At 63.0% G+C, this 24,322-nt stretch carries 22 protein-coding genes; 13 read left to right on the plus strand and 9 right to left on the minus strand.

Going from position 1 to position 24,322, the window contains the following annotated elements:
- From ACHAC9_RS20705 to rpsL, 4 genes are all read right to left on the minus strand, one after another.
- Positions 1-189: GTP-binding protein (locus ACHAC9_RS20705; protein ID WP_435762934.1), on the minus strand; the 189-nt coding region annotated here is incomplete at its 3' end.
- An 84-nt stretch (positions 190-273) separates the two neighbouring features.
- Complete coding sequence (gene fusA / locus ACHAC9_RS20710; RefSeq protein WP_435762936.1) at positions 274-2,379, minus strand: elongation factor G; 2,106 nt, start codon at positions 2,377-2,379, stop codon at positions 274-276.
- Between the two features lie 91 nt (positions 2,380-2,470).
- Positions 2,471-2,941 (minus strand): 30S ribosomal protein S7, encoded by a 471-nt coding sequence (gene rpsG / locus ACHAC9_RS20715; protein ID WP_056336784.1) that lies wholly within the window; start codon positions 2,939-2,941, stop codon positions 2,471-2,473.
- Positions 2,942-3,075: 134 nt separating this feature from the next.
- Positions 3,076-3,459, minus strand: coding sequence for a 30S ribosomal protein S12 (gene rpsL / locus ACHAC9_RS20720; RefSeq protein WP_091877422.1), 384 nt, complete (start codon positions 3,457-3,459; stop codon positions 3,076-3,078).
- 356 nt (positions 3,460-3,815) lie between these two features.
- Between rpsL and ACHAC9_RS20725 the strand changes: the two genes are divergently transcribed.
- The 3 genes from ACHAC9_RS20725 to ACHAC9_RS20735 all read left to right on the plus strand — a co-directional run bounded on the left by ACHAC9_RS20725 (position 3,816) and on the right by ACHAC9_RS20735 (position 8,201).
- Positions 3,816-5,633, plus strand: coding sequence for a phosphoethanolamine transferase (locus ACHAC9_RS20725; RefSeq protein WP_435762939.1), 1,818 nt, complete (start codon positions 3,816-3,818; stop codon positions 5,631-5,633).
- 400 nt (positions 5,634-6,033) lie between these two features.
- Positions 6,034-7,458 carry a PQQ-dependent sugar dehydrogenase gene (locus tag ACHAC9_RS20730; protein ID WP_435762941.1) on the plus strand — a complete coding sequence of 475 codons (1,425 nt, stop codon included), beginning with the start codon at positions 6,034-6,036 and terminating at the stop codon, positions 7,456-7,458.
- A gap of 11 nt (positions 7,459-7,469) precedes the next feature.
- Positions 7,470-8,201: a PEP-CTERM sorting domain-containing protein gene (locus tag ACHAC9_RS20735; RefSeq protein ID WP_435762943.1), complete on the plus strand. Its 732-nt coding sequence runs from the start codon at positions 7,470-7,472 to the stop codon at positions 8,199-8,201.
- Here ACHAC9_RS20735 and ACHAC9_RS20740 read toward each other — a convergent pair.
- Positions 8,198-9,868: a MutS-related protein gene (locus tag ACHAC9_RS20740; RefSeq protein WP_435762945.1), complete on the minus strand. Its 1,671-nt coding sequence runs from the start codon at positions 9,866-9,868 to the stop codon at positions 8,198-8,200. The genes ACHAC9_RS20735 and ACHAC9_RS20740 overlap by 4 nt on opposite strands.
- A 191-nt stretch (positions 9,869-10,059) precedes the next feature.
- Here ACHAC9_RS20740 and ACHAC9_RS20745 point away from each other — a divergent pair, with 191 nt between their 5' ends.
- From ACHAC9_RS20745 to ACHAC9_RS20785, 9 genes are all read left to right on the plus strand, one after another.
- On the plus strand, positions 10,060-11,841 hold the full coding sequence (locus tag ACHAC9_RS20745) for a YbhB/YbcL family Raf kinase inhibitor-like protein (protein WP_435762947.1): 1,782 nt from the start codon (positions 10,060-10,062) through the stop codon (positions 11,839-11,841).
- Positions 11,842-12,051: 210 nt separating this feature from the next.
- Complete coding sequence (locus ACHAC9_RS20750) at positions 12,052-13,320, plus strand: efflux RND transporter periplasmic adaptor subunit (RefSeq protein ID WP_435762949.1); 1,269 nt, start codon at positions 12,052-12,054, stop codon at positions 13,318-13,320.
- 25 nt (positions 13,321-13,345) lie between these two features.
- Positions 13,346-14,059 carry an ABC transporter ATP-binding protein gene (locus tag ACHAC9_RS20755; RefSeq protein WP_435762951.1) on the plus strand — a complete coding sequence of 238 codons (714 nt, stop codon included), beginning with the start codon at positions 13,346-13,348 and terminating at the stop codon, positions 14,057-14,059.
- Between the two features lie 9 nt (positions 14,060-14,068).
- A complete protein-coding gene (locus tag ACHAC9_RS20760) occupies positions 14,069-15,379 on the plus strand; it encodes an ABC transporter permease (protein ID WP_435762953.1) in 1,311 nt (436 codons plus the stop codon).
- 15 nt (positions 15,380-15,394) lie between these two features.
- On the plus strand, positions 15,395-16,627 hold the full coding sequence (locus tag ACHAC9_RS20765) for an ABC transporter permease (protein WP_435762955.1): 1,233 nt from the start codon (positions 15,395-15,397) through the stop codon (positions 16,625-16,627).
- 22 nt (positions 16,628-16,649) lie between these two features.
- The gene (locus tag ACHAC9_RS20770) at positions 16,650-17,987 is read left to right on the plus strand and encodes a sigma-54-dependent transcriptional regulator (protein WP_435762957.1); all 1,338 of its coding nucleotides are present in this window, start codon (positions 16,650-16,652) and stop codon (positions 17,985-17,987) included.
- A 4-nt stretch (positions 17,988-17,991) separates the two neighbouring features.
- Complete coding sequence (locus ACHAC9_RS20775) at positions 17,992-19,320, plus strand: sensor histidine kinase (RefSeq protein ID WP_435762959.1); 1,329 nt, start codon at positions 17,992-17,994, stop codon at positions 19,318-19,320.
- Positions 19,321-19,329: 9 nt separating this feature from the next.
- On the plus strand, positions 19,330-19,929 hold the full coding sequence (locus ACHAC9_RS20780) for a glutathione S-transferase family protein (protein WP_435762961.1): 600 nt from the start codon (positions 19,330-19,332) through the stop codon (positions 19,927-19,929).
- A 47-nt stretch (positions 19,930-19,976) separates the two neighbouring features.
- Positions 19,977-20,756: a spermidine synthase gene (locus ACHAC9_RS20785; RefSeq protein WP_435762963.1), complete on the plus strand. Its 780-nt coding sequence runs from the start codon at positions 19,977-19,979 to the stop codon at positions 20,754-20,756.
- Between the two features lie 51 nt (positions 20,757-20,807).
- On the opposite strand, the gene ACHAC9_RS20790 is transcribed toward ACHAC9_RS20785, so the two are convergent.
- The 4 genes from ACHAC9_RS20790 to ACHAC9_RS20805 form a co-directional block, all read right to left on the minus strand.
- On the minus strand, positions 20,808-21,044 hold the full coding sequence (locus tag ACHAC9_RS20790; RefSeq protein ID WP_435762965.1) for a hypothetical protein: 237 nt from the start codon (positions 21,042-21,044) through the stop codon (positions 20,808-20,810).
- Positions 20,996-21,856, minus strand: coding sequence for a DUF2254 domain-containing protein (locus ACHAC9_RS20795; RefSeq protein ID WP_435762967.1), 861 nt, complete (start codon positions 21,854-21,856; stop codon positions 20,996-20,998). The genes ACHAC9_RS20790 and ACHAC9_RS20795 overlap by 49 nt, the downstream gene beginning before the upstream one ends.
- A 103-nt stretch (positions 21,857-21,959) precedes the next feature.
- Entirely contained in the window at positions 21,960-22,298 is a 339-nt protein-coding gene (locus ACHAC9_RS20800; protein WP_435762970.1) for a hypothetical protein, read from the minus strand.
- A gap of 243 nt (positions 22,299-22,541) precedes the next feature.
- Positions 22,542-23,003: a hypothetical protein gene (locus tag ACHAC9_RS20805; RefSeq protein WP_435762972.1), complete on the minus strand. Its 462-nt coding sequence runs from the start codon at positions 23,001-23,003 to the stop codon at positions 22,542-22,544.
- A gap of 329 nt (positions 23,004-23,332) precedes the next feature.
- On the opposite strand from ACHAC9_RS20805, the gene ACHAC9_RS20810 reads away from it, so the two are divergent.
- Positions 23,333-24,076 carry a PEP-CTERM sorting domain-containing protein gene (locus ACHAC9_RS20810; protein WP_435762974.1) on the plus strand — a complete coding sequence of 248 codons (744 nt, stop codon included), beginning with the start codon at positions 23,333-23,335 and terminating at the stop codon, positions 24,074-24,076.
- Positions 24,077-24,322: the final 246 nt, after the last annotated feature.

Here is a 24,322-nt window from a genome sequence, read left to right on the forward strand (position 1 = left end):
GATGGTGATGCCGCGTGCCTTCTCTTCCGGCGCTGCATCGATCTGGTCGTATGCTTTTGCTTCGCCGCCGAATTTCTTCGACAGGACGGTAGCGATTGCTGCGGTCAGCGTGGTCTTGCCGTGGTCAACGTGTCCGATGGTACCGACGTTGACGTGCGGCTTGTTCCGCTCGAATTTACCTTTTGCCATTTTGATCTTCCTTTAAAAGAACGATTTACTGTGTTTTATTGTTCGCCCCGGCAGTGACGTCACCACCGGGGCGTAATACTTTTATTACTTCGACTTGGCGGTGACGATCGCGTCGATCACGTGCTTAGGCGCTTCCGAATAGTGCTTGAATTCCATCGTGTAGGTTGCACGGCCCTGGGTCGCCGAACGCAGCGAGGTCGAGTAACCAAACATTTCCGACAGTGGCACTTCGGCTTTGATGATCTTGCCGCCGCCGCCTGGGATTTCGTCCATGCCCTGCACCATACCGCGGCGGGACGACAGGTCGCCCATCACGTTACCGGCGTAGTCTTCCGGCGTTTCCACTTCGACCGACATCATCGGCTCGAGGATGACTGGCGATGCTTTACGGCAGCCGTCCTTGAATGCCATCGAACCGGCCATACGGAACGCGTTCTCGTTCGAGTCGACGTCGTGGTACGAACCGAAGGTCAGCGTGACTTTCACGTCGACGACCGGGTAACCAGCCAGCACGCCCGAGGTCAGGGTTTCGCGCACACCTTTTTCGACTGCAGGGATGTATTCGCGTGGAACCACACCGCCCTTGATGGCGTCGACGAATTCGAAGCCCTTGCCCGGCTCTTGCGGCTCGATCGTCAGGACGGCGTGACCGTACTGACCACGACCACCCGACTGCTTGACGAACTTGCCTTCGACGTCGGTGACGGCCTTGCGGATGGTTTCGCGGTAGGCAACCTGTGGCTTGCCGACGGTCGCTTCGACGCTGAATTCGCGCTTCATGCGGTCAACGATAATTTCCAGGTGCAGCTCGCCCATACCACCAATGATGGTCTGGCCCGATTCTTCATCGGTACGCACGCGGAACGACGGATCTTCCTGTGCCAGACGGTTCAGGGCCAGGCCCATTTTTTCCTGGTCGGCCTTGGTCTTCGGCTCGACAGCCTGCTGAATGACCGGCTCAGGGAAGACCATCTTTTCCAGCGTGATGACCGACGAAGGATCGCACAGGGTTTCGCCCGTGGTCGCTTCTTTCAGGCCGACCGCAGCGGCGATGTCGCCGGCGTGGACTTCCTTGATTTCTTCGCGCTGGTTCGCGTGCATCTGCAGAATACGGCCGAGACGCTCTTTCTTGCCCTTGATCGGGTTGTAGACGGTGTCACCCGACTTGATCATGCCCGAATAAACGCGGAAGAAGATCAGCTGGCCGACGAACGGGTCGGTCATGATCTTGAATGCCAGCGCCGAGAATTTCTCGTCGTCGGCAGCGCGGCGGGTGACCGGCTGGTCGTCTTCGTCCGTACCGCCGACTGGTGGAATGTCGACTGGCGATGGCAGGTACTCGATCACGCCGTCGAGCATGGCTTGCACGCCCTTGTTCTTGAAGGCGGTGCCGCACATCATCGGGACGATTTCCGACGCGATGGTACGCTGGCGCAGGGCGGCCTTGATCTCTTCTTCCGAGAGGTCGCCTTCTTCCAGGTACTTGTTCATCAGCTCTTCGGTCGCTTCAGCAGCGGTCTCGACGAGCTTTTCACGCCATTCGGCAGCCTGCTCAGCCAGCTCAGCCGGGATCTCGCGGTAGTCGAACTTCATGCCCTGCGACGCGTCGTCCCAGTAGATGGCTTTCATCTTAACGAGGTCGACCACGCCCAGGAAGTTCTCTTCCGCGCCGATCGGGATCTGCAGAGGAATCGGGTTGGCCTTCAGGCGCGCGCGCATCTGCTCGTAGACCTTGAAGAAGTTCGCACCGGTACGGTCCATCTTGTTGACGAAGGCCAGACGCGGCACTTTGTACTTGTTAGCCTGGCGCCACACGGTTTCCGACTGTGGCTGCACGCCGCCGACTGCACAGTAAACCATGCAGGCGCCGTCGAGCACGCGCATCGAGCGTTCGACTTCAATCGTGAAGTCAACGTGGCCCGGGGTGTCGATGATGTTGATGTGGTGCGGCTCGAAATTGTTGGCCATACCTTTCCAGAAGCAGGTCGTCGCTGCCGAGGTAATGGTAATGCCGCGTTCCTGCTCCTGCTCCATCCAGTCCATGGTCGCGGCGCCATCGTGCACTTCGCCGATCTTGTGGTTCACGCCGGTGTAGAACAGGACGCGTTCGGTGGTGGTGGTTTTACCAGCATCGATGTGAGCGGAAATACCGATATTGCGGTAGCGCTCAATGGGGGTCTTGCGTGCCATAATTTTTCCTAAATCTTTTAATGGACAAAACCGGGCGGCATTTTGGAAAACAAAATGTGCCCGGCCTGAACAACAGATACTGCTTGTGTGCTTAGAAGCGGAAGTGCGAGAACGCTTTGTTCGCTTCAGCCATACGGTGCACTTCGTCACGACGCTTCATCGCACCGCCGCGCATTTCGGCCGCTTCCATCAGCTCACCGCCGAGGCGTTGTGGCATGGATTTTTCGCTGCGCTTGTTTGCGGCTTCGCGCAACCAACGCATGGACAGCGCCATACGACGGACCGGACGAACTTCCACTGGCACCTGGTAGTTGGCGCCGCCGACACGGCGGGATTTCACCTCGACCATTGGCTTGCAGTTGTTGATCGCGGCCGCGAACACTTCCAGCGGGTCCTTGCCCGATTTGGTCTGGATATGCTCGAACGCACCGTAGATGATGTTTTCAGCGACCGACTTTTTGCCGGACAGCATCAGAACATTGACGAACTTGGCGACATCCGTGTTGCCGAATTTTGGATCTGGCAGGATCTCGCGCTTGGGTACTTCACGACGACGTGGCATTTCAATTCCTTCCTATCTTCAGTTGAGTGCTGAATCAGCACTCGCGAGGGCCATCATGACCGCTCACTTACTCGACCTGTCGGCCGGCTCAACTTAACTTTTAAATGTGACCTCGATGTGACGAGATCCCAGGATTACTTCTTGGCAGCCTTCGCACGCTTCGCGCCGTACTTCGAGCGAGCTTGCTTACGGTCTTTGACGCCCTGGGTATCCAGTGCACCGCGAACCATGTGGTAACGCACACCCGGCAAGTCTTTTACACGACCGCCGCGCAGCAGGACAACGCTGTGCTCTTGCAGGTTGTGGCCTTCACCGCCGATGTACGAAATGACTTCGAAACCGTTGGTCAGGCGAACTTTGGCGACCTTACGCAGAGCCGAGTTCGGCTTCTTTGGGGTCGTGGTGTACACACGGGTGCAGACACCGCGCTTTTGCGGGCAGTTTTCCAGTGCCGGCGACTTGCTCTTCACAACCGCGGCAACGCGCGGCTTGCGAATCAGTTGATTGATGGTTGGCATCGTTCCTAATCCAACAAAATACTACAGTTGATAACCCGGACAAGCCTGCCCGGGGACTGAAACCTAGTCTTGAATCGTCTGACAGCGGAGGCGACGAAAGCCACTCACCGAAGGAGCGGCTGCGAATGCGTAAGCGATGTGCAGAATAAATCGAGAACTCGCGAGTATAGACTTGTCGCAAACTCCGGTCAACCGATTTGCTGATTTAGTGGGCAGCCTCAGGGCCGCCGCGCCGCACGCCTGTGGTAGTGCTGACACAATCAGGGCCGAGTCCGGCGCCGGATGCCCGGCAGGGAAATAGCTCTTGCGCCAGTAAAAGCCGGATAATAGCCGACTTTCCCCCGCCCCCCTTCCCGATGCGAACCTTGCTGCGCCCTGCCCACCTACTCCTCGTGCTCACTTACCTGGTGCTGTCGGCGGTGCCTTTCTTTCCGCTGACCCTAGGCTTGCCCGTCGCGCGCCCGGCCCAGCTGGCGGGCATGGCCGTGTTCGCCTGGATCGCCGCCTGGGCCCTGTTCAAGCGCCCGGCGTATTTTCATTGGCTGTTGCTGCCGGCGTTTATCGCGCTGCCGGCGGAACTCTACCTGTACCTGTATTACGGCCAGGGTATTTCGACCCACCATCTGGGCATCATGGCGGAAACCAGCCCGCTCGAGGCCATGGAATTTTTGGGTGCGCGTGCCTGGCTGATGCTGGGCGTGATGGTGGGCGTCGTCGCCTGGTGGGCGGGGACTTGGCGCGCGGCGCTGGCAACGCGCGAGCTCGACTGGAATGACCGCTCGCGCCCGCTGGTGCTGGGGCTGCTGCTGATAACTGCTGGATTGTTTGCCTACGGCCAGAAAGCCGGGGTGACTGGCGCGCCGGCCAAGCCGCCTGTATCGGACAAATCGCGTTTCGTCGCACCCGGCGCCAGTTCACCCTTGCCCGCTTCCGCCCTGCCGCGCCTGCCGCGCCTGCCGCGCTGGGCGCAGCCGCCGTTCGAGGTGAAGGCGTTTGCCCAGTCCTGGCCCTTCGGCGTGGTGGCGCGCGGACTCGATTTTTATAAGGAGCGTGTCTACCTGGCCGACTTGCACCGGCGCAGCGCCGCATTTCGTTTCAACGCCAGCCAGGCCGACCCGGCCAATGCGCCGGACGTGATCGTGATGGTGCTGGGCGAATCGGCGCGTTTCGACCGCTGGAGCCTGAACGGCTATGCACGTCCGACCAATCCGCTGTTAATGCAGGAACCGAACCTGGTGATGATGAAGGACCTGATTACCTCGGTCTCGGCCACGCGCCTGTCGGTGCCGGTCATCATTTCACGCAAACCGGCGATGCAGAGCCTGAAGGACGGTTTTACCGAAAAATCCTTCCTTACCGCGTTCAAGGAAGCCGGCTATAAAACCTTCTGGCTGTCGAACCAGATCTCGTTCGGCAAATTCGACACCCCCGTCTCCGTGTTCGCCAAGGAAGCGGACAAGGTCGAATTCCTGAACCTGGGTGGCTTTACCGACAATTCGAATTACGACGAGGTGCTCTTCAACCCGTTTGCGCGCGCACTGGCCGACCCCGCGCAGAAAAAACTGATCGTGCTTCACACGCTGGGCAGCCACTGGAATTACGCCCACCGCTACCCGGCGCGTTTCGACCAGTGGCAGCCGTCGCTGGTGGGCGTGCATAAGCCGGTACTCACCGACACCGCGATGGAGCCGCAGCTGAACAACAGCTACGACAATTCGATTTTATATACGGACTGGTTCCTGGCCCAGCTGATCGGCAGCCTGAAGACATCCGACAAGGCCGCGGCGCTGATGTACGTTGCCGATCACGGCCAGGTCCTGTTCGACGGCGCCTGCCGCCAGGTTTTCCATGGCCACAATAACCAGTACGAATTCCACGTGCCCGCCTTTGCCTGGTATTCCGATGCCTACGGCGCACGCTTTCCGGACAAAATCGCCCAGTTGCGCGCGCACCGCGCGGCGCCCCTGTCGACCGAGAACATCTTCCACACGCTGGTCGACCTGGGAGATATCCGCTATCCGGGCGAAACGCTGGACCGTAGTATCGCCAGCGCGCAGCTGGTGCGGCATAAACGCTATGTCGACAGTTATGGCTGGACCGATTACGACAATGCACGGATGGAAGGCGATTGCCGCGAGGTGATCGACAAGGGGACGCCGCTGCCGCGCAAGTGAAGGCGCAACGCCGCACCCGGTCGCCCAGCTCAACAATAACCATTTGTCGGTTTTTCTTACATACCGCTCGTCCAGTCGTCGACTTGGCCGACCTGCAAGCATTGCACCGGCCCCGTCCGTCATAGCACATCCAGTGCACCTCATATGCAATTGGCATATTTTATGCATGGGCCTCCCTCGCTACACAAACGGCCGCCTTGAGCGCCAACACAGCGCATCCAGTGCGACCACCTCTTCTAAACAGCACTGTCAGGCTCTCATCGAGCCGGCAGATTGGGGGATCATGATGTCGACTACATGCGCTGAAAGAACTGCGGGACGGGCCCGGGCTGGGCTGTCTCTGTCCATACTGTTGGGCATGGCAACGCCCTTCGCCGCGGCCGATTCAATACCGGTTGCAATGCTAGACCCGAACCTGCAAGTGACGACCTATGTTGGCGCGGGGCTGGTCCAGCCGATCGGGATTGCCTTCATTGGTGCGAACGACGCACTCATCCTGGAGAAGGGGTCCGGCCAGGTCAAGCGGGTGATCAATGGCGTGCTGCAGCCGACGCCGGTGCTTGACCTGCATGTCAATTCCGCGTCCGAACGCGGCTTGCTTGCCATCGCACTGCATCCGAGTTTTCCGATCGTACCGACCGTCTACATACGCTGGACCGAAAGCTCGACCGGCGCCGACACCGCGGTTCTCTCGGAAGTTGCGCAATTGGGCAACCGGGTCGACCGGTATATCTGGAACGGCACCACCCTGGTCAGTGACCCCCGCTTTGCAACCATACGCCTGCGCGCCAGGCAGACCGACAATCTTCCGGTCCCCGGGCATGCGGATGCGGTCAACCTGGTGGAGCGGGGCAACCACAATGGCGGCCCGATCCGTTTTGGCCCCGACGGCAAGCTGTATGTTTTTACGGGCGACCTTGGGCGGCGCGGCCAGATGCAGAACCTGCCCAACGGGCCGTTCCTGACGCCGTCGTTCGTCGACGATACATTTGGCGGCCCGGCGCCGGATGCCGCCCACCTCTCCGGTGTGGTCCAGCGCTTCAATGACGACGGCAGCACGCCGTCCGATAATCCGTTCTTCGCGGCCGGCGGCTCTCTGGGCGGGAACGTCGGGGCGACGCTCCAGACGGTGTTCTCCTACGGCCATCGTAACGGCTTCGGCATGGCCTTCGACCCGGTGGGCGGCTTCCTCTGGCTGACTGAAAATTCCGATGACGCGTTCAGCGAACTGAACCGGGTGGTGCCAGGCATGAACGGCGGCTGGATCCAGACCATGGGTCCCTTGAGCCGCATCGCGCAGTTCAAGCAGATCGAGACCACGATGTTCGGCAGCTCGCTGCAGCAGGTGCGCTATCCGCCCACCCGCATCGCCTATACCCCGAGCCTCGCCCGGTCGCGCATGTTCATGCTGCCCGGTGCGACCTATGTCGATCCCGAGTTCAGTTGGCGCTACGAGGTCGGGCCGTCGGGCACCGCGTTCGTGCGCGGCAGCGCGCTCGGCCCGGAGTACGACGGCACCTTGTGGATGGGTTCGGCGCGCCCCTTCGCCCCGACCGGCACCACCGGCGGCAGCCTGTACCGGCTGCGCCTGACGCCGGACCGGCTCGCCGTCAACGTCAGTGGAGACGTGCGCCTGGCTGACAAGGTCGCCGACAACCTGAACAAGTTCGAACCGACGGAAAGCGAGACTTTGCTGATCGGCCGGGGCTTCGGCGTCACGCCCGCGATCGAGCAGGGACCGGACGGCAACCTGTATGTCGTCTCCATTACCGACGGTGTCGTGTACCGCATCAGCCGCGCCAACCCTGCATTGAGGAGGAAATAATGAGAACAGCAATGAAGCAATTTACCGGTGCCGTGGCCGCTGCACTCGTCTTTGCGGTCGTGCCTGCCCACGCCATACCGGTGGTGAATGGCGACTTCGAAGCGGGCATGACGAACTGGACCGTTGTCGACCAAATCGGAAGCGCGGGCAGTTTTGTGCTGCAGTCCGGCACGACCAGTCCGGTGAACGGCATGGCCGTACCGGCACCACCGGGCGGAAGCAATGCCGCGATGACGGACGGGCAAGCTGGCGGCAGTCACGTGCTTTACCAGGATTTCCTGCAGGCCACGGCGGTCGGATCGGCGCGGCTGAGTTTTGACCTGTTCATCGGCAACCGGGCGGAGGCGTTCTTCGTGCCCGATCCGCTCACGCTCGACTGGGCGACGACAGTGCTGAACCAGCAGGCCCGGGTCGATATCCTGGCCGGCGGCAGCGATCCGTTCAGCCTGGCGGCAAGCGACGTGCTGCTGAACCTGTTCGCAACCGGTCTCGGCGACCCGCTCGTGTCCGGCTACACCCACTTCGAGATCGACATCACTGAGTTTCTCAACGCTCACCTCAACCAGACCTTGCGCTTGCGCTTTAGCGAGGTCGACAACGTCAACATGTTCCAGTTCGGCGTGGACAACGTGGCGCTCGACATCGGCGAGCCGGGTGAAGTTCCCGAACCGGGGGCGTGGATGCTGATCCTGGCGGGGGTGGCGGCCGGCGCGCTGTCCCGGCGGCGCGCTGTACAGCCTTAGGCTGCTTGGGATCCCGGGACGCTATCGTGCGTCCCGGGTTTTTCTTTACAGTCGCGCACCCTCGGTTTCCCATTGCAAGCCAAGACATGCGCCCCCGCCTCCGGCCGCCCGAGGTAGCCGGTCAACCACGCCGCCACCCGCTGCGCCTTCTGTTCGATCTCCGCGCCAAACCCCTGCACGCCCAGCAAGGCGATGCCGTTCGTGCGGTCCAGCACCCCGGGTGCCAGCGCCAGCCGTCCGTCGTCATCACGCCCGATGCAGTGCGGCGCGAGACGGTGCTCCAGCAAGCTGGCCAGCACCAGGTTGTGCGAAGACACCAGCACCATCGAACGCGCCGCCAGCGTGTCGAGCACGGCCGCGGAAGCGGCAACCGACTCCACGTGGTTCGTGCCCCTGAAAATCTCGTCGATCAGGCAGACGCCCGGATGCGGTCCGTCGGCGGCGGCCAGCAGCGCCTGGGCGCGCGCCAGTTCGCTCATGTACAGGCTTTGGCCGCCCTGCAGCGAATCCTCGTTCTGCATGCTCGCGTAGACGGGCAGCGTCGGCAGCCTGGCACTTCGCGCATAACAGATGCCGAAGGCGCGCGCCAGCACCAGGTTCAGGCCCAGCATGCGCAAGAAAGTGCTTTTGCCGACGCCGTTTGGCCCCGAGATGAAAGCGCCCTGCCCTTCCAATCCAATCGACAGCCCGGTGGGCGCTGCCAGCAGTGGGTGAATCCCATCCTCGATGACCAGTTCGCCCTCGGCGGCGGTATCGCTCCAGCACCAGCCTGTGTTCGCCAACAGGTGGCGCGCCAGTGCGGCATCGGCTTCGAGCGCGGCGCAGTGCATCCAGCAGGTTTGCAGGAAAGCGCGCTCACGCAGCACGAGCGCATGCGTCCTGAAGTAATGCCTGACGTTGGCCAGCGCGAACCAGTCGCCGTAAGCGCCGCCATCGGGACTGAAGCGGGCAACAAGCGAGCGCGACAGGCTGTGGTTGAGGCGGCCGGCGTACCCTGCCGCATCCGGCATCCCCCCGGGCGCCTCCCTGCCCAGGCGCGACGCCGCTCCCAGCAGCAGCTGGACCGTCTTCAATGAGCGACTCCAGGCTTCGACGCGCTCGTGGTAGCGCATCTGCAGCGCAATCAGGGTGTACAGCACGGCGGCCGAGGCGATCCAGGCAAGCGGGCTGAGGATCACTGCGGCGATCGAGCCGATCAAGGCCAGCGGCAGCAGCCAGCGCCAGCCGAGCCAGCCTGGCGGCATGAGCGCCTTGCCCTCGAACAGCAGGGCCGCGATCTCCGTGTCCGCCTCGCGTAGCGTACGCAAGGCTTCCTTGAGCGCGTCAATGCGCGTTGGCTCGTCCTGCAGGGCGCGCAGGCGATGGGCCAGCGCGGCGCGCTCCGGGTCGCTCAGTCCCGTGCGCAAGCGCCGGTACAGCTCCTGGCGTCCGGCGATGCTGACCTCGTTCGACACGCCGGCCAGCCAGGGCGCCAGCAATAAATCCTGCCAGGTCTGGTCATCGAGGACGAAGCCGTCCGGGTCTGCGCTCACGCGCTGCAGCTGCGCCACGTCGCTGTCGGCGAACGGGTAATCGATCGGCGTGGAGGGCGGCAGGGCAAGCCAGGCGCGCATGGCGTCGCTGGCCTTTCTCGCGTTGTCGAGCAGCGGTACGGCGAAGTTGGGCACTGGAAGGTCCTGGGAAGGGAGGGATGTCCGGGTTCCACATATGGACAAGTTGACAAAATTCAACACTGTCGGAGTGATGCTGCGGCGGAGCGTGTCCAAATGTTCGTTCCCTCACATACCGGCGCTCACCCATCTGTCAGGATTGGTCAACCGACATTTACCCAATTTAACTAACTGAAAAGGAACGCACGATGAAACACCCGCTCGCGGCAACCCTGATGACCATGGCAGTAAGCGGCGCCTTTGCCCAGCAGGGCGACGGCACCCAGGTCTCTCTCAGCAACAATATTTTCAAGCCGAACAAGGTCGAGGCAACGCTTGATCGCATGCGCGGCATCAAGGCGCCGCCGGGCTTCACGGTCACGCCTTTTGCGACCGGATTGAAGAACGCACGCATCATCGCGGTGGCGCCAAACGGCGACGTGTATTTGTCGCGGCGCGACCAGGGCGACGTGCTGCTGCTGCGCGACGCGAATGGCGACGGCCGCGCCGACGGCGCCCCGATCCAGGTGGCGAACCGCGCCGGCGCCCACGGCCTGGCGATCCGCGACAACAAGCTGTACCTGATCACGGTGAAGGAAGTGTTCGTGGCTGACATCAAGCCGGACGGGCGGCTGGGCGCATTGACCATGCTGATCGGCGACCTGCCCGACAGTGGCCAGCACCCGAACCGCACGCTCGCCTTCGGTCCGGACGGCATGCTGTACATCAGCGTCGGCAGCACGTGTAACACCTGCAACGAGAGCAATCCGGAAAACGCGACGCTGTTACGCGCGTCCCCGGACGGCAAGCAGCGCAGCATCTTCGCCAGCGGCCTGCGCAACCTGATCGGCTATGCCTGGCATCCGCAGACGGGCGAACTCTGGGGCCTGGACCACGGCATCGACTTCCTCGGCGATAACGAACAGAAGGAAGAGCTGAACAAGATCGAGATGGGCAAGCAGTACGGCTGGCCGCACGTGTACGGCGCCAATGAGATTTACCCGCAGAGCACCCCGGTGGGCGGACTCACCAAAGAGCAGTGGCGCGACCGCAGCACGCCGATGGTGATGGGCTATACGGCGCACGCGGCGCCGATGCAATTCGTGTTCGCCGCGCAAAGCGCCTTCCCGCTTGAATACCGGGGCGACGCCTTCGCGACCATGCGCGGCTCCTGGAACCGCGCCCAAGCGTCCGGCCACGAAATCGTGCGCGTGCGTTTCGAGAACGGCCAGCCGAAAGCGATCGAACCCTTCGTCACCGGTTTTCTCACCGATGGCGGCAAGACCCATATCGCGCGTCCCGTGGGCCTGGCGTTCGCGAAGGACGGCGCGCTACTGATGGCGGACGATGCGAATGGCGTGGTCTACCGCGTCGCGTATACGGGCAGCGGCGCTGCGCCGGCCGGTGCGGCCGCCATGCCGCCTGCCGGTCCCATGAAGGAGCAGGCGAATAAGGGCAATGGCGTGCCGCTGGCGAACAAGCGGGCCGAGACGCAATCGTCAGGCGTTGTGTCCGTCAGCTCGCCGAGTTTCCGCCACAACGGCATGATGGACCAGAAGTACAGCGAGTATGCCGACGGCGTCTCGCCGGCGCTGTCGTGGAAGGCGGTGCCGAACGCAAAGTCGTACGCCATCGTGATGGAAGACCCGGACGCGAAACCGGTCACGCCGTTCGTCCACTGGCTCGCCTGGAACATCCCGGCGACTGTCACCAGCCTGCCCGACGGCGTGCAGGAGCAGCCGCGCCTCACCGACCCGGACGGCGTCCTGCAGGGCCGCAACACGCGCGGTTCGATGGGCTACTACGGGCCGAAGCCGCCGGTAGGCGAGCCGGCGCACCATTACCACTTCCAGGTCTATGCGCTCGATACGATGCTCGAGGTGCCGTTTGGTTCCGATCGCGATACGCTGCTCAAAGCCATGCAGGGGCATGTGATCGGCAAGGGGGAGGTGGTTGGGAAGTATGGGCAGAAGCAGAAGCCGCAGAAGTGATGTTTTTTAGTTCGTGGGGCTGTTGCCTGCACTGAGCCTTTAGAACACTGCAAACACGCGGGCACCCCTGTGTCCGCGTACGTACGCCCTCCCCCGTCCGGACACGCCGGACACCCGTCCGCCCCTTCGAGCACCCAATCAAATCAAGCACTTACCCCCTGGCACGGATCGTGCAATAACGACAGCATTCACGTCGTTACCGAAACCACCATGATCCGCGAACCATCCGCACAAGACGCTGTCCTGACCGCCCCACCGGGACAACAACGCAAGCGCCGCGCCGTCTGGATTGGCGCCGCCGTGGCCCTGAGCGCCGTCACCGCCCTGCTGCTCTCGAGCTGGAGCAAGAGCGAACACTCCGTCAACGCCAGCCGCCTGCGCATCGCCGACGTCGGCCGCGGCACCCTGGTGCGCGACGCTTCCGTCAACGGGCGCGTGGTCGCCGCCGTCAGCCCGACCCTGTTCTCCACTGCCCCGGCCACCGTCAACCTGAAAGTGGCCGCCGGCGACACGGTGAAACGGGGCGACGTGCTGGCCGTGCTCGAGTCGCCAGACCTGTCCGACGCCTTGAAACGCGAACAGTCGAGCTATGAACAATTGAAAGCCGAAGTCGCGCGCCAGCAGATCCTGTCGCGCAAACAAAAGCTGCTGGCCCAGCGTGAAGCCGACGTCGCCGAGATCGACCGGCTGTCGGCCCAGCGCACCCTGGAGCGCTACGAGAGCGTGGCGCAAGTCGGCGTGATCGCCAAGATCGACTATCAAAAGGCGAAGGATGCGCTGAATTCGGCCGGCATCCGCGCCCGGCACGCCACGCAGGCGGCCACGCTGGAAGGCGACGACGTGGCCCTGGCGATTCGCACCAAGGGCAACGAGATGGAACGCGCGCGCCTGTCGATGGCCAATGCCCAGCGCCGCGTCGACGAACTCACCGTGCGCGCCCCGGTCGACGGTTTCATCGGCACCCTGAACGTGCAGAACCGGATGGTGGTCGCCGCCAACGCGCCCCTGATGACGCTGGTCGACCTGTCGCGCCTCGAAGTCGAACTCGAAGTACCGGAGACCTATGTATCGGATATGGGCATCGGCATGACCGCCGAAATCGCCCTGCCCGCGGGAACCGCGACCGGCAAGCTGGTCGCCCTGTCGCCGGAAGTCGTGAAAAACCAGGTGCTGGCGCGCGTGCGTTTCGACGGCGCCCAACCGAAAGGCCTGCGCCAGAGCCAGCGTGTCACGGCGCGCCTCCTGATCGAAGAAAAGCCGAACGTGGTCATGCTGCCGCGCGGACCATTCGTGGAAAGCGAAGGCGGACGCTTCGCCTATCGCGTGGAGAACGGGGTCGCTGTGCGCACCCCGATCCAGTTAGGGGCGACCAGCATCTCGGCCGTCGAAATCGTTTCCGGCCTGAAGCCGGGCGACAAGGTCGTCGTCGCCGGTACCGACACCTTCGAGAACGCGGCCCGCGTCTCGATCAATGAATAAAAAACTTCTCCTGAAAGGACATCCCATGCTGCGCATGACCAAGCTCTCCAAGGTGTACCGCACCCACATGATCGAGACCCACGCGCTGCGCGGCTTCGAGATCCAGGTTAACAAGGGCGAATTCGTCACCGTCACCGGCCCCTCGGGCTCGGGCAAGACCAGTTTCCTGAACATCGCCGGCCTGCTCGAAGAATTCACGACCGGAGAATATGTGCTCGACGGCGTCAACGTGCAGGGCATGAACGACGATGCCAGAAGCCGCCTGCGCAACGAAAAGCTCGGTTTCATCTTCCAGGGTTTTAATTTGATTCCGGATTTGAACCTGTTCGACAATGTCGACGTACCGCTGCGCTACCGCGGCTTCAACGCCGCCGAGCGTAAGGAGCGCATCGAAGACGCGCTGGCCAAAGTCGGCCTGGCCTCGCGCATGAAGCATTTCCCGGCCGAGCTGTCGGGCGGCCAGCAGCAGCGCGTGGCGATCGCGCGTGCGCTGGCCGGCTCGCCGAAACTGCTGCTGGCCGATGAACCGACCGGTAATTTAGACACGCAAATGGCGCGCGGCGTGATGGAGCTGCTGGAAGAGATCAACGCGGCCGGCACCACGATCCTGATGGTCACGCACGATCCGGAACTGGCCGTGCGCACGACCCGCAACGTGCACATCATCGACGGCCAGGTGTCGGACCTGGTGCGCAAGGGGCCGACGCTGGCCGTCCATGCCGGCACCGGCGTGGTCTGAGGAGCGGCCATGTTCAACTACTACTTCAAGCTCGGCCTGCGCAGCCTGCGCCGCAATCCGGCCCTCACCGCCCTGATGGTGCTGACGCTGGCCGTCGGCGTGGCCGCCAGCGTCTCGACGCTGACGATCCTGCACATGATGTCGGGCGACCCGATCCCGCACAAGAGCGAGCGCCTGTTCGTGCCGATCTTCGACGTGGCGCCGCTGGAGGGCTATAACCCCGGCCAGAAACTGCAGGAAAACCAGGTCACCTACCAGGACGTGATGAACCTCCTGAAAAGCGGCCAGGGCGAACGGCGCACCGGCTTGTACGGCATCGCCGCGCCGATCGAACCGCCACGCAAGGACTTGCCCGTGTTCTCGGCAACCGGCATGGCCCCGACACGCGACTTCTTCGCCATGTTCGACGTCCCCTTCCTGCGCGGCCAGACCTGGAGCGCGCAGGATGACGAACGCGGCGCCGACGTCGTTATCCTGAGCCGCGACATCGCCGAGAAACTGTTTGGCGCCACCGACCCGGTCGGCCAGCGCATCAACGTGATGGGTTCCCCGTTCACGGTCGTCGGCGTGATCGACAAGTGGGCGCCCCAGCCGCGCTACTACAAGCTGGTCGGCGGCGAGCAGTTCGGCAAAGGCGAGGACTTCTTCATTCCGCTGGCCAGTGCCATCCGTCACGAGACCACCCACAACGGCGGCATGAATTGCTCCGAACGTTCCGAACCCGGCTTCCAGGGCATCCTGCGTTCGAACTGCACCTGGCTCCAGTTCTGGTTCGAGACCGCCTCCGCCAGCGACCGCGCCCGGCTGCAGGACTACATCGACAGTTACGCCGCCGAGCAGCGCAAACTCGGCCGCATGAAGCGCGCCGCGCCGAATAGCCTGTTCGACGTGAACGAGTGGATGGAAGAGCGCGAAATCGTCGGCAAGGACACCAAACTGTCGGCCTGGCTGGCCTTCGGCTTCCTGCTGCTGTGCCTGGTGAACACCATCGGCCTGTTGCTGGCGAAGTTTTCGGTGCGCGCCGCCGAAGTCGGCATCCGCCGCGCGCTGGGGGCCTCGCGCCGCGAGATCTTCCGCCAATTCCTGGTCGAGAGCGCAGTGGTCGGTCTGGCCGGCGGTGTGCTCGGCCTGGCGCTCTCCTTCGGCGCCCTGGCCCTGATCGCGATGCAAAGCAGCGAAGTGGCTGCCGTGGCGCGCATGGACCTGACGATGCTCGCCTTTACCTTTGCGATGTCGGTGTTCGCAGCGGTGCTGGCCGGGCTGCTGCCGACCTGGCGCGCCTGCCAGGTCACGCCCGCCCTCCAACTCAAATCACAGTAAGCGAGAGAGACAATCATGGAAATCCGTCCCATCCTGTCCGCGCTCCTGCGCAACAAGACCGGCGCCATCCTGGTCGCGCTGCAGGTGGCGCTGAGCCTGGCGATCCTGGCCAACGCGCTGCACATCGTCGGCGAACGGCGCAGCGCGGCAGCGCGCCCGAGCGGCGTCGCCGAAGAACAAGCGGTGTTCTCGATCCAGGTACGCAACCTGTCCTCGGGCGGCCCCGAGCAGCAGCTGGCGACGCAAAAACGCGAAGCCGAGGTGATTCGAGCCGTGCCTGGCGTGGTGTCGGCGGCCAACATCAATCAGATCCCCTTGTCGCAATCGGGCTGGAATAGCAGTGTCGCCGTCGACCGCAAGCAGGTCGACGAAACGGCGCCGTCTTCGCTCTACTTTTCGCCCGATTCCTTGATCAAGACCTGGGGTTTGAAACTCGTCGAAGGGCGCGACTTCCTGCCGAGCGAGTACATGGACGTCGATGCGAATACGGACGTCACGCCACGCCACGTGATCCTCACCAGGGCGCTGGCCGAGAAGATGTGGCCGGGCCTGCCGGCGGTCGGCAGGCACATGTACTTCGGTACCGGCGAGGATGCGATCGAAGTGCGTGTGGTGGGCGTCGTCGAGCGCCTGCAGACCCAGAGCGCGCAAGTGACCGAACGCGGCGAGTTCTCCAGCATCACACCGATGCGCATGTACGGCAATTATCCGGGCGCGCTCTACACCGTACGCGCCGAGGCAGGCCAGCGCGAGCGCGTGATCCGCGAAGTCGAAGCGGCATTGCGCAAGGCGTCGCCCACGCCACTGATCCTGGAATCGACCACGCTCGACGAGCACCGCAAGTCGCGTTACCGCGCCGACGTCGCGCTGTCGTGGATGCTGGTCACGGTCAGCGTGCTGCTGCTGTTGATCACCGCCAGCGGCATCGTCGGCATGGCGAGTTTGTGGGTCACACAGCGCAGAAAACAGATTGGCGTGCGCCGCGCGCTCGGTGCGAAGAAGAGCGACATCCTGCGCTATTTTGTGACGGAAAATTTCATGATCACCAGCGCCGGCGTGTTTGGCGGGCTGCTGCTCGGCGTGGCGCTGAACCAGCTCCTGGTGAGCCGGCTCGAGATGGCGCGCCTGCCGCTCGAATACCTGGCGGGCGGTGGCATCGTGTTCTGGCTGCTTGGCGTGATTGCTGTCTACGGACCGGCCTGGCGTGCGGCGAGCATTTCGCCGGCCTTGGCCACCCGCAGTGCCTAATAGCAATGCTATCCTAGCAAGCATGCCTACCGTACTCATCATTGACGACAACGCTGCCGTCGGCCTCGCGCTCGACGTGCTGTTTTCCCTGCACGACATCGCGGCGCTGCATGCGGCCTCCCCCGAGGAAGGGCTCGCCGTGCTGGCGCGCGCGCCGGTCGACCTGGTGATCCAGGACATGAACTTCACGGCCGACACCACCTCGGGCGAAGAGGGCGTGGCGCTGTTTCGCCAGATCCGCGGGCTGTATCCGGATTTACCTGTCATCCTGCTGACGGCCTGGACCCACCTGGATGCCGCGGTCGACCTGGTCAAAGCGGGCGCCGCCGACTACCTGCCGAAACCCTGGAACGACGAGCGCCTGCTCGCCACCGTCACCAATCTGGTGGAACTGGGCCAGGCGAACCGCGCGCTGGCCCAACGCGTCGGCCGCGAGCGACGCGAACGCAGAGAACTGGAACAGCAGTACGACCTGCGCAATCTCGTCTGGGCCGACCCGGCGCTTGAACGCGTGCTGCAGCTGGCCTGCCAGGTCGCGCGCGCCGATGTGCCAGTGCTCATTACGGGCCCCAACGGCACCGGCAAGGAACGCATCGCCGAGATCATCCAGGCCAATTCGCAGGTGGCGAATGGACCCTTCGTGGTGCTCAACTGCGGCGCCCTGCCCTCCGAGCTGATCGAGGCCGAGCTGTTCGGGGCGGACGCCGGCGCCTACACCGGCGCTTCGCGTGCGAGAGAAGGGAAATTCGAGGCGGCCGACGGCGGCACCCTGTTCCTGGACGAGATCGGCAACCTGCCGCCGGCCGGCCAGATGAAGCTGTTACGGGTGCTGGAAACGGGCCGCTTCGAGCGCCTCGGCTCGAACCGCGAGCGGCAGGTCAAGGTGCGGGTGATCAGCGCCACGAATGCGGATTTGCCGGCGATGATCCGCGCCGGCACCTTCCGCGAAGACCTGTTCTACCGCCTGAACGTGATCGAGCTGCGCCTGCCGCCATTGGCGGCGCGCCCGGGCGACATCCTGCCGCTGGCATTGAGTTTTCTCGCGCCCGGCAAGCATCTTGACCGCACTACCGAAGCCGCCCTGCTGGCGCACCCCTGGCCGGGCAATGTGCGCGAACTGAAAAACGTGATGGCGCGCGCCAACCTGCTGGCAGGAGGCGACACGATCCGCGTGCCCGACCTCGGCCTGCCCGCGGCGGCGCCAGCGCCGCAACTGCCCGAGGCCGAGCCGGACCGCGACGCCATCGCCGCCGCGCTGGCCCGTGCCGGCGGCGTCGTCTCGCAGGCCGCCGCCGAACTCGGCCTGTCGCGCCAGGCTTTATACCGGCGCATGGAGCGGCTCGGCATCGGACGTGCATGAACCCATGCGCCTCTCCCTCGTCACCCGCTTCTCCGCCCTGGTCGGCACCCTGCTCACGGTCGGCATCATCATCGCCCTCGTGCTCGAGCACCTGTTCCCTGGCCGCCCCGTGCTGGTGGCCTCGCTGTGCCTGGCCTGCGTGGTCCCGCTTGCGATCATCACGATCCGCTCGCAGGTAGCACCCATCCTGTCGCTGTTTCGCGCTCTGGAGGGCACGGTCACCAGCTACCGCGACGGCGATTTCTCGTTCAGCCTGCACTGGCCGCAAAACGACGAACTGGCCGACCTGATCCGCGCCCACAATGCGCTTGGCGACGTGCTGCGCGAGCAGCGGCGCGACCTGGTGCAGCGCGAACTGCTGTTAGATACGATGGTGCAGAACACGCCGGTGGCGATGCTGCTGGTGGCCGACGTGCCGCAGCGCGCTGGCGCCATCGTCTACGCCAACCTGGCCGCGCGCCAGTTGCTGGCTCAAGGGCGCAAGCTGGAGGGCCACGCGCTCGACGACCTGCTCGCCCACGCCTCGCCGGCGCTGGGCGAAGCGCTGGCGCGCGGCGGCGACGGCTTGTTCACGGCCGGCGAAGGCGAAGACGAACAGGTCTACCACCTGGCGCGCAGCAGTTTCAGTTTGAACGGACGCAAGCACGAGCTGCTGATGCTGCGCCACCTGACGGCGGAACTGCGGCGCCAGGAAGTGCAGACCTGGAAAAAGGTGATCCGCGTGATAAGCCACGAGTTGAACAATTCGCTCGCGCCGCTGGCATCGCTCGCCCACTCGGGCGCGGAACTGGTGCGGCGTGGACAGACCGAACGCCTGCCGCAGATTTTGGAAACCATCGGCGAGCGCACCCGCCACCTGGAGCGTTTCATCCTCGGCTACGCGCGCTTCGCGAAACTCCCCACACCGCGCCTGGAGCGCTGCGACTGGCAAGGTTTTATCGCCCGCCTCGCTTCGCAAATCCCGTTTCGCCTCGCAGGCGAACTGCCGCCTGAAGCGGCGCTGCTGGACCAGGCCCAGCTCGAGCAAGCTTTGCTCAACCTCCTGAAAAACGCGCACGAATCGGGTTCCTCGCTTGAAGACGTCGAACTCCAGGTCAAGCGCGTGCAAGACCTGCTGCGCATCGACGTGTTCGATCGCGGCAGCGGCATGAACGAGGCGGTACTGACGAATGCCCTGGTTCCGTTCTACTCGACCAAGCGCAGCGGCACGGGTCTCGGCCTGGCCCTGGCGCGCGAAATCGCCGAAGCACATGGCGGACGCATCCTGCTGTCGAACCGCGAGGGCGGCGGTCTCGCCGTGACGATGATCCTGCCCGCACTCACCCCAGGCTGAAAGAACCACATGCTCAACATCATCGGAAAGCCGACCTCGATCAACGTGCGCAAGGTGCTGTGGACCTGCGTCGAACTGGGCCTGCCGTTCGCGCGCGAGGACTGGACCGAGAACCACGCGCCGCTGAATCCGAACCGGATGGTGCCGGTGCTGGTCGACGCGGGCTTCGTGCTGTGGGAGTCGAATACGATCTGCCGCTACCTGTGCGCGCGCGAAAACGCCGACGCATTGCTGCCGCGCGATGTCCGCGCCCGCGCCGGGGTCGAGCAATGGATGGACTGGCAAGCGACGGAACTGAACAACGCCTGGCGCTACGCTTTCATGGCGCTGGTGCGCAAGAGTCCCGCGCATACCGATCCGGCGCTGATCGCCGCCAGTGTCGCCGCCTGGAACCGCCATGTCGGCATCCTCGACGCGCACCTCGCCGCCACCGGCGCGTATGCAGCAGGCGAACACTTCACGCTGGCCGACATCGTCATCGGCCTGTCGCTCAATCGCTGGTCGCTCACACCGATGGACCGGCCCGATTTTCCGCACCTCTCGGCCTACCTGGTACGCCTCGCCGAGCGGCCGGGCTACCGTACATGGTGCGCCAACGGCGTGCCGTGAGTTCGGCGGGGCTCTGGTAAGATCGCACATCACCTTTGCGCCCGACCATGCCTGACCAATCCCCGTCCTTCGATCCCCGCTTCTCTGAACCCGGCCACCCGCCGGCCACCGTCACCGAGTTCGACGGCGTGCGCTCGCTGCACCTGGGCACCTCGTGGGAGCAAGGCGCGATGCGCCTGTCCCAGCCGGACGCGATCGAGCTCGAATACGTGCAGATGATGATGGCCTGGCTGCTGTTCCAGGCCGCCCCTCGGCACATCGTACAGCTGGGCCTGGGCAGCGCGGCGCTCACCAAATTCTGCTACCGGCGCTTTCCCGGCGCCCGCATCACGGCGGTCGAACTCAACCCGAACGTGATCGCGATCTGCCGCGCCCTGTTCGAGCTTCCGCCGGACGACACGCGGCTGAACGTGCTTGAAATGAACGCGCTCGACTTCGCGCTGGACGCGCGCAACCACGGCACGGTCGATGCGCTGCAGGTCGATTTGTACGATCAGGATGCGCGCGGCCCGGTGCTCGACACGCCCGAGTTTTATCGGGGCTGCTTCGACTGCCTGCGGCCAGGCGGCATCATGACCGCCAACGTGTTCGGGGAAGTCGGCAACTACGGCAAGAACCTGGAAGCGATGAGCCAAGTGTTCGACGCCGTCGTCTGGCTGCCCGAGGTGCACGACGCGAACATCGTCGTCATCGCTTTCAAACACGCGCCGCAGATCGATTTCTCGGTGCTGTACGACCGTGCGGGCGAGATCAAGCGGCGCCTGAACCTGCCCGCGAAATCATGGGTCGAAGGGCTGAAGGAGTGGATGCGGGATCAGCACGATTAAGAACCGCTGACGCTGCAATGCGACGCCGGGGGAAATAGCTCGCCTGCGTCGTCAAGCTTGGTCGCCCCAGTAATCCGCATGCCGGCGACGCAGTTGTTCGTAGTCCGGCGCGAAGCCGAGTGCGCATTCTGCGCGGGCCATTGCCAGAACGGCATGACGGCGGGCCACGGTGTTCATGTGGGCATCACCGCAACGGCCAAGCTCGCCCAAGACCCGCTGCACGCGCATCGCTACCTCGATCAGACCGGCGCCATCGCGCGCGATGGCGGGGAATACATCGTCGAACATGTCGTCCATCGACAAAACGGGCACTTCGATCCGATCGTATTCGGGTGTGGCCGTTTCGGTGGGACTTGCCCGTGGAGCGAACTCAGGATCCCAATCGCGGTACCGGAATCGTTAATGCCGGGAGATAAAGCGCGGCAAGCGATTTCGGCCAACACAACCAGACCGAAACGCGGGTCGTCGTCGAATTGGCGAAGCGGGCCGATGATGAAGGCCTTGCGCAGGAGCCCGGGCTCGATCGGCCCACTTTGCCCGGAGTCGGGCAGCACGTAGCCAAGCGGGCGTGACGCTACGATCATCGCGCCCGGCACGCAACCGAGCGTGATGCGAACCTTGTGCTTTGTCGCGATGCGTTGGAGTGCTGCCATGTCGACACGCTGCAGATACCCGTTCGTGTCGCTGTGGAAGCCCAGGCCGCAGACCGGACCACTGGCGGCCAAGCCACCCAGGCTTGGTCCCTGCCTGCGCCGACCCATGGCCTGGGCAGTTGCCTGTTCCACCTTGGCCATCACCGCGCCGAGCCGGCCCAGGCACGCAATGCTGTCGACCCAGCGCACGAACACCACGATCACGCCGGCGAGCGTCGGCAGCGTCAGTACGAACAGGGTGAACCGGCCTGCCTTGCCAAAGTAATCATTGGTCGTCGCACTGAGTCCCACGATAGCGAAAATGAAGGCGCCGACGAAGATCGACAGTGCATTCTGGGAAACATCGTCTGCGACCACCAACGGGAAGGCGCGCGCGGTCGCCGATTGCCCGGCCGACGCATAGGCCGCCACCATCGAGGCAACGGCAAACGTGGCCACTTCGAGCATACTGGCCGCAATGACCTTGAGAAGGTCGATGACGGAGCCCTGAGCGATTTAGGGCACTTTCCAGTCAACCGGGATGTTGCATTAGCTCCCAAGCTTCGCATTCTTAGAAGCAGCTACTACCAGACTTCGAATAGGGCGTCGGCACGACCGCCGTGCCTCGCGCTGCCATATGGCGGAAAGCACGGTGCGCGGTCGCCTCGTCACAGCTCTCCAAGCTCAGGCGCATGACCTCGCGCGCGGTAAGCTTGCCCGCCGCGACCTGCCCTGCCAGCTCGGCTTCGCGGGGCGTTGCGGCGCGCAGCAGGTAAGTCTGGTGTTCGACCGTGCCGAGGCCGCCCTCGAAGGCGCGCGCCAGCGGCATCAGGCCTGGCAGATGGCCCGACGTGCGCAGGCCCGGTGCCTTGGCCTGGCGCAGCGCCGCTAGGTAGGTCCCGGGGGTCATGGTGCTTTCGGTGATCTTCAGGAAATCGACGCCTTCGCCTGAAGCTGGTCGAGTGCCTTGCCGACTTCTTCGGGCGTGCCGACTTCGAGCGTGCCCTTCTACATGGTTTGCGTCCTTCCAGCTTTGGACCGGAAGCGAAAATCGTAAGGCCGGCCATCTTGCCGTCGGCAATCTGCTGACCTCATGCGAGCACCGTATCGGAAAGGTCCCCCGCGCAGTCGCGCACCGACATAATGCCGTGCGCTAAGTACTTGACCGGGAATAAATGTGAATTTTGGCAAACAGAACCGGATGCGGTGCAAGGCGGCGAGTGCGCCGCAGTGCGAGCACTGCAAGTACGAGGCAACGCAGCAACGCGCCGGTTCTGGCAGCCAAAAACACATTTATTTCTGGGCGAGTACTTAGGTACAGGGGCAACAACTGCCTGTTTTCTTCGATCAGCGCCTCGTCGTCGCCGAAGTGAACATGGGTGTCCCACAAGCCGGGCATCAGGTATTTGCCCTGCAGTTTGATTAGTTTTTTCGGAGCATAGCGCTTTAGCTGCGCGTCCTTGACGACAGCGACGATGGTATCGCCTCTTAAGAGCACGGACTGTTCCGTTGTACCGGTTCCCACCTCGACGTCGATCAGGGTGGCCTGGGTCCCTGCGAAGTTGATGACGATTTTTTCGGCGGCGTGGACTGCCTCGAAAAGACCTGCGGCCATCAATGCGGCCGAGAGTTATTCAGTGAATGCAGTGCAGAATTCCGGAACGTGTATATCTGAGAACTTTACACCGCATAAGCTGTCTGGCCCTGGCCCCGGCCCCTCGACTCTGCATCCTCACCAGCATGCACGCTAATAACAATTCATAGCAGCCAGCAACGAAGCATCAATACTAGAAATTCTATTAAAAATAACCGATTGTCGAAAAATATTACACATCAGCCCATGCTAGGCATACTCTTCACGCATACGCCCCGTATTTACAAGTGGCACGCATATTGCTCTGAAATCGCTGCCAGCATTGGCATACAACTCTTGGGGAGAGAATTGTGTCACATATCATAAAAACCGCCTGTGCACTTGTTATTGCCATGTCGTTCGCAGGGCCTGCAGCAGCTGTCCCGATTGTGCTGACATTTGAAGGGGTGGGTGACCGTGCCTCCGTCAATGATTTCTATAATGGCGGCAGCGATTCTGCAGGCAACCGCGGCACGAACTACGGGATTTATTTCTCGACTACTAGTCTAGGGTCGATCGATCGGAATGCAGGCGGTACGGGAGAATTTGCCAACGAACCTTCAGCGAGCACCATTGTCGCTTTTTTGAGTGGCGGCGCGGCCACCATGAATGTAACTTCCGGCTTCGATACGGGTTTTTCCTTCTTCTACAGCAGTAGCGAGAACGGCTTTGTCAACGTGTACGATGGCCTGAATGGGACGGGCAAGCTGCTCGCATCGCTGGAGCTGCACGACAATATCGATAATTGCAGCGGCGACCCCAGCGGCCTGTATTGCCGGTTCAGCCCGATCGGTATGACATTCGACGGTATCGCACGGTCAGTCGATTTCGGCGGCGCCACGAATAATATCGGCTTTGACAACATTACCCTCGGGAGTTTTGTTCCGGGTACCCCATCCGTCCCGGACATTCCGGACGAACCAGACACGCCTATCGATCCGGATAACCCCACCGGTCCCGACAACCCGACCGAGGTCCCGGAACCGGCAACCCTCGCCTTGACTGCACTAGGATTGGCCGGTCTGGCCGCAGGGCGCCGCCATAAAGCGAAATAAATCCCGGCTCCATGCCGGCCGCGGGCCAGTCCGGATGGTCCGCATTTCTCTAGTAAATGCCCGCAGAGCAGCTGCGCTAAGGAAATACATTACTTGTGTTCAATTGTCAGGAGGCGTATTTTTGAACCGCATCAATAGCGATGCAAAAATACTATGACTGACCCACCGAAATCACCTTCTTCCATATAAAGTTGAATGAACATTCATGGACGCCGTAAAAATATTCCTAATCTGAAATACGTAGAT

The sequence above is a fragment of the Massilia sp. CMS3.1 genome (genome assembly GCF_051262535.1).
In the GTDB taxonomy this organism is placed as follows: Bacteria; Pseudomonadota; Gammaproteobacteria; order Burkholderiales; family Burkholderiaceae_D; genus Telluria.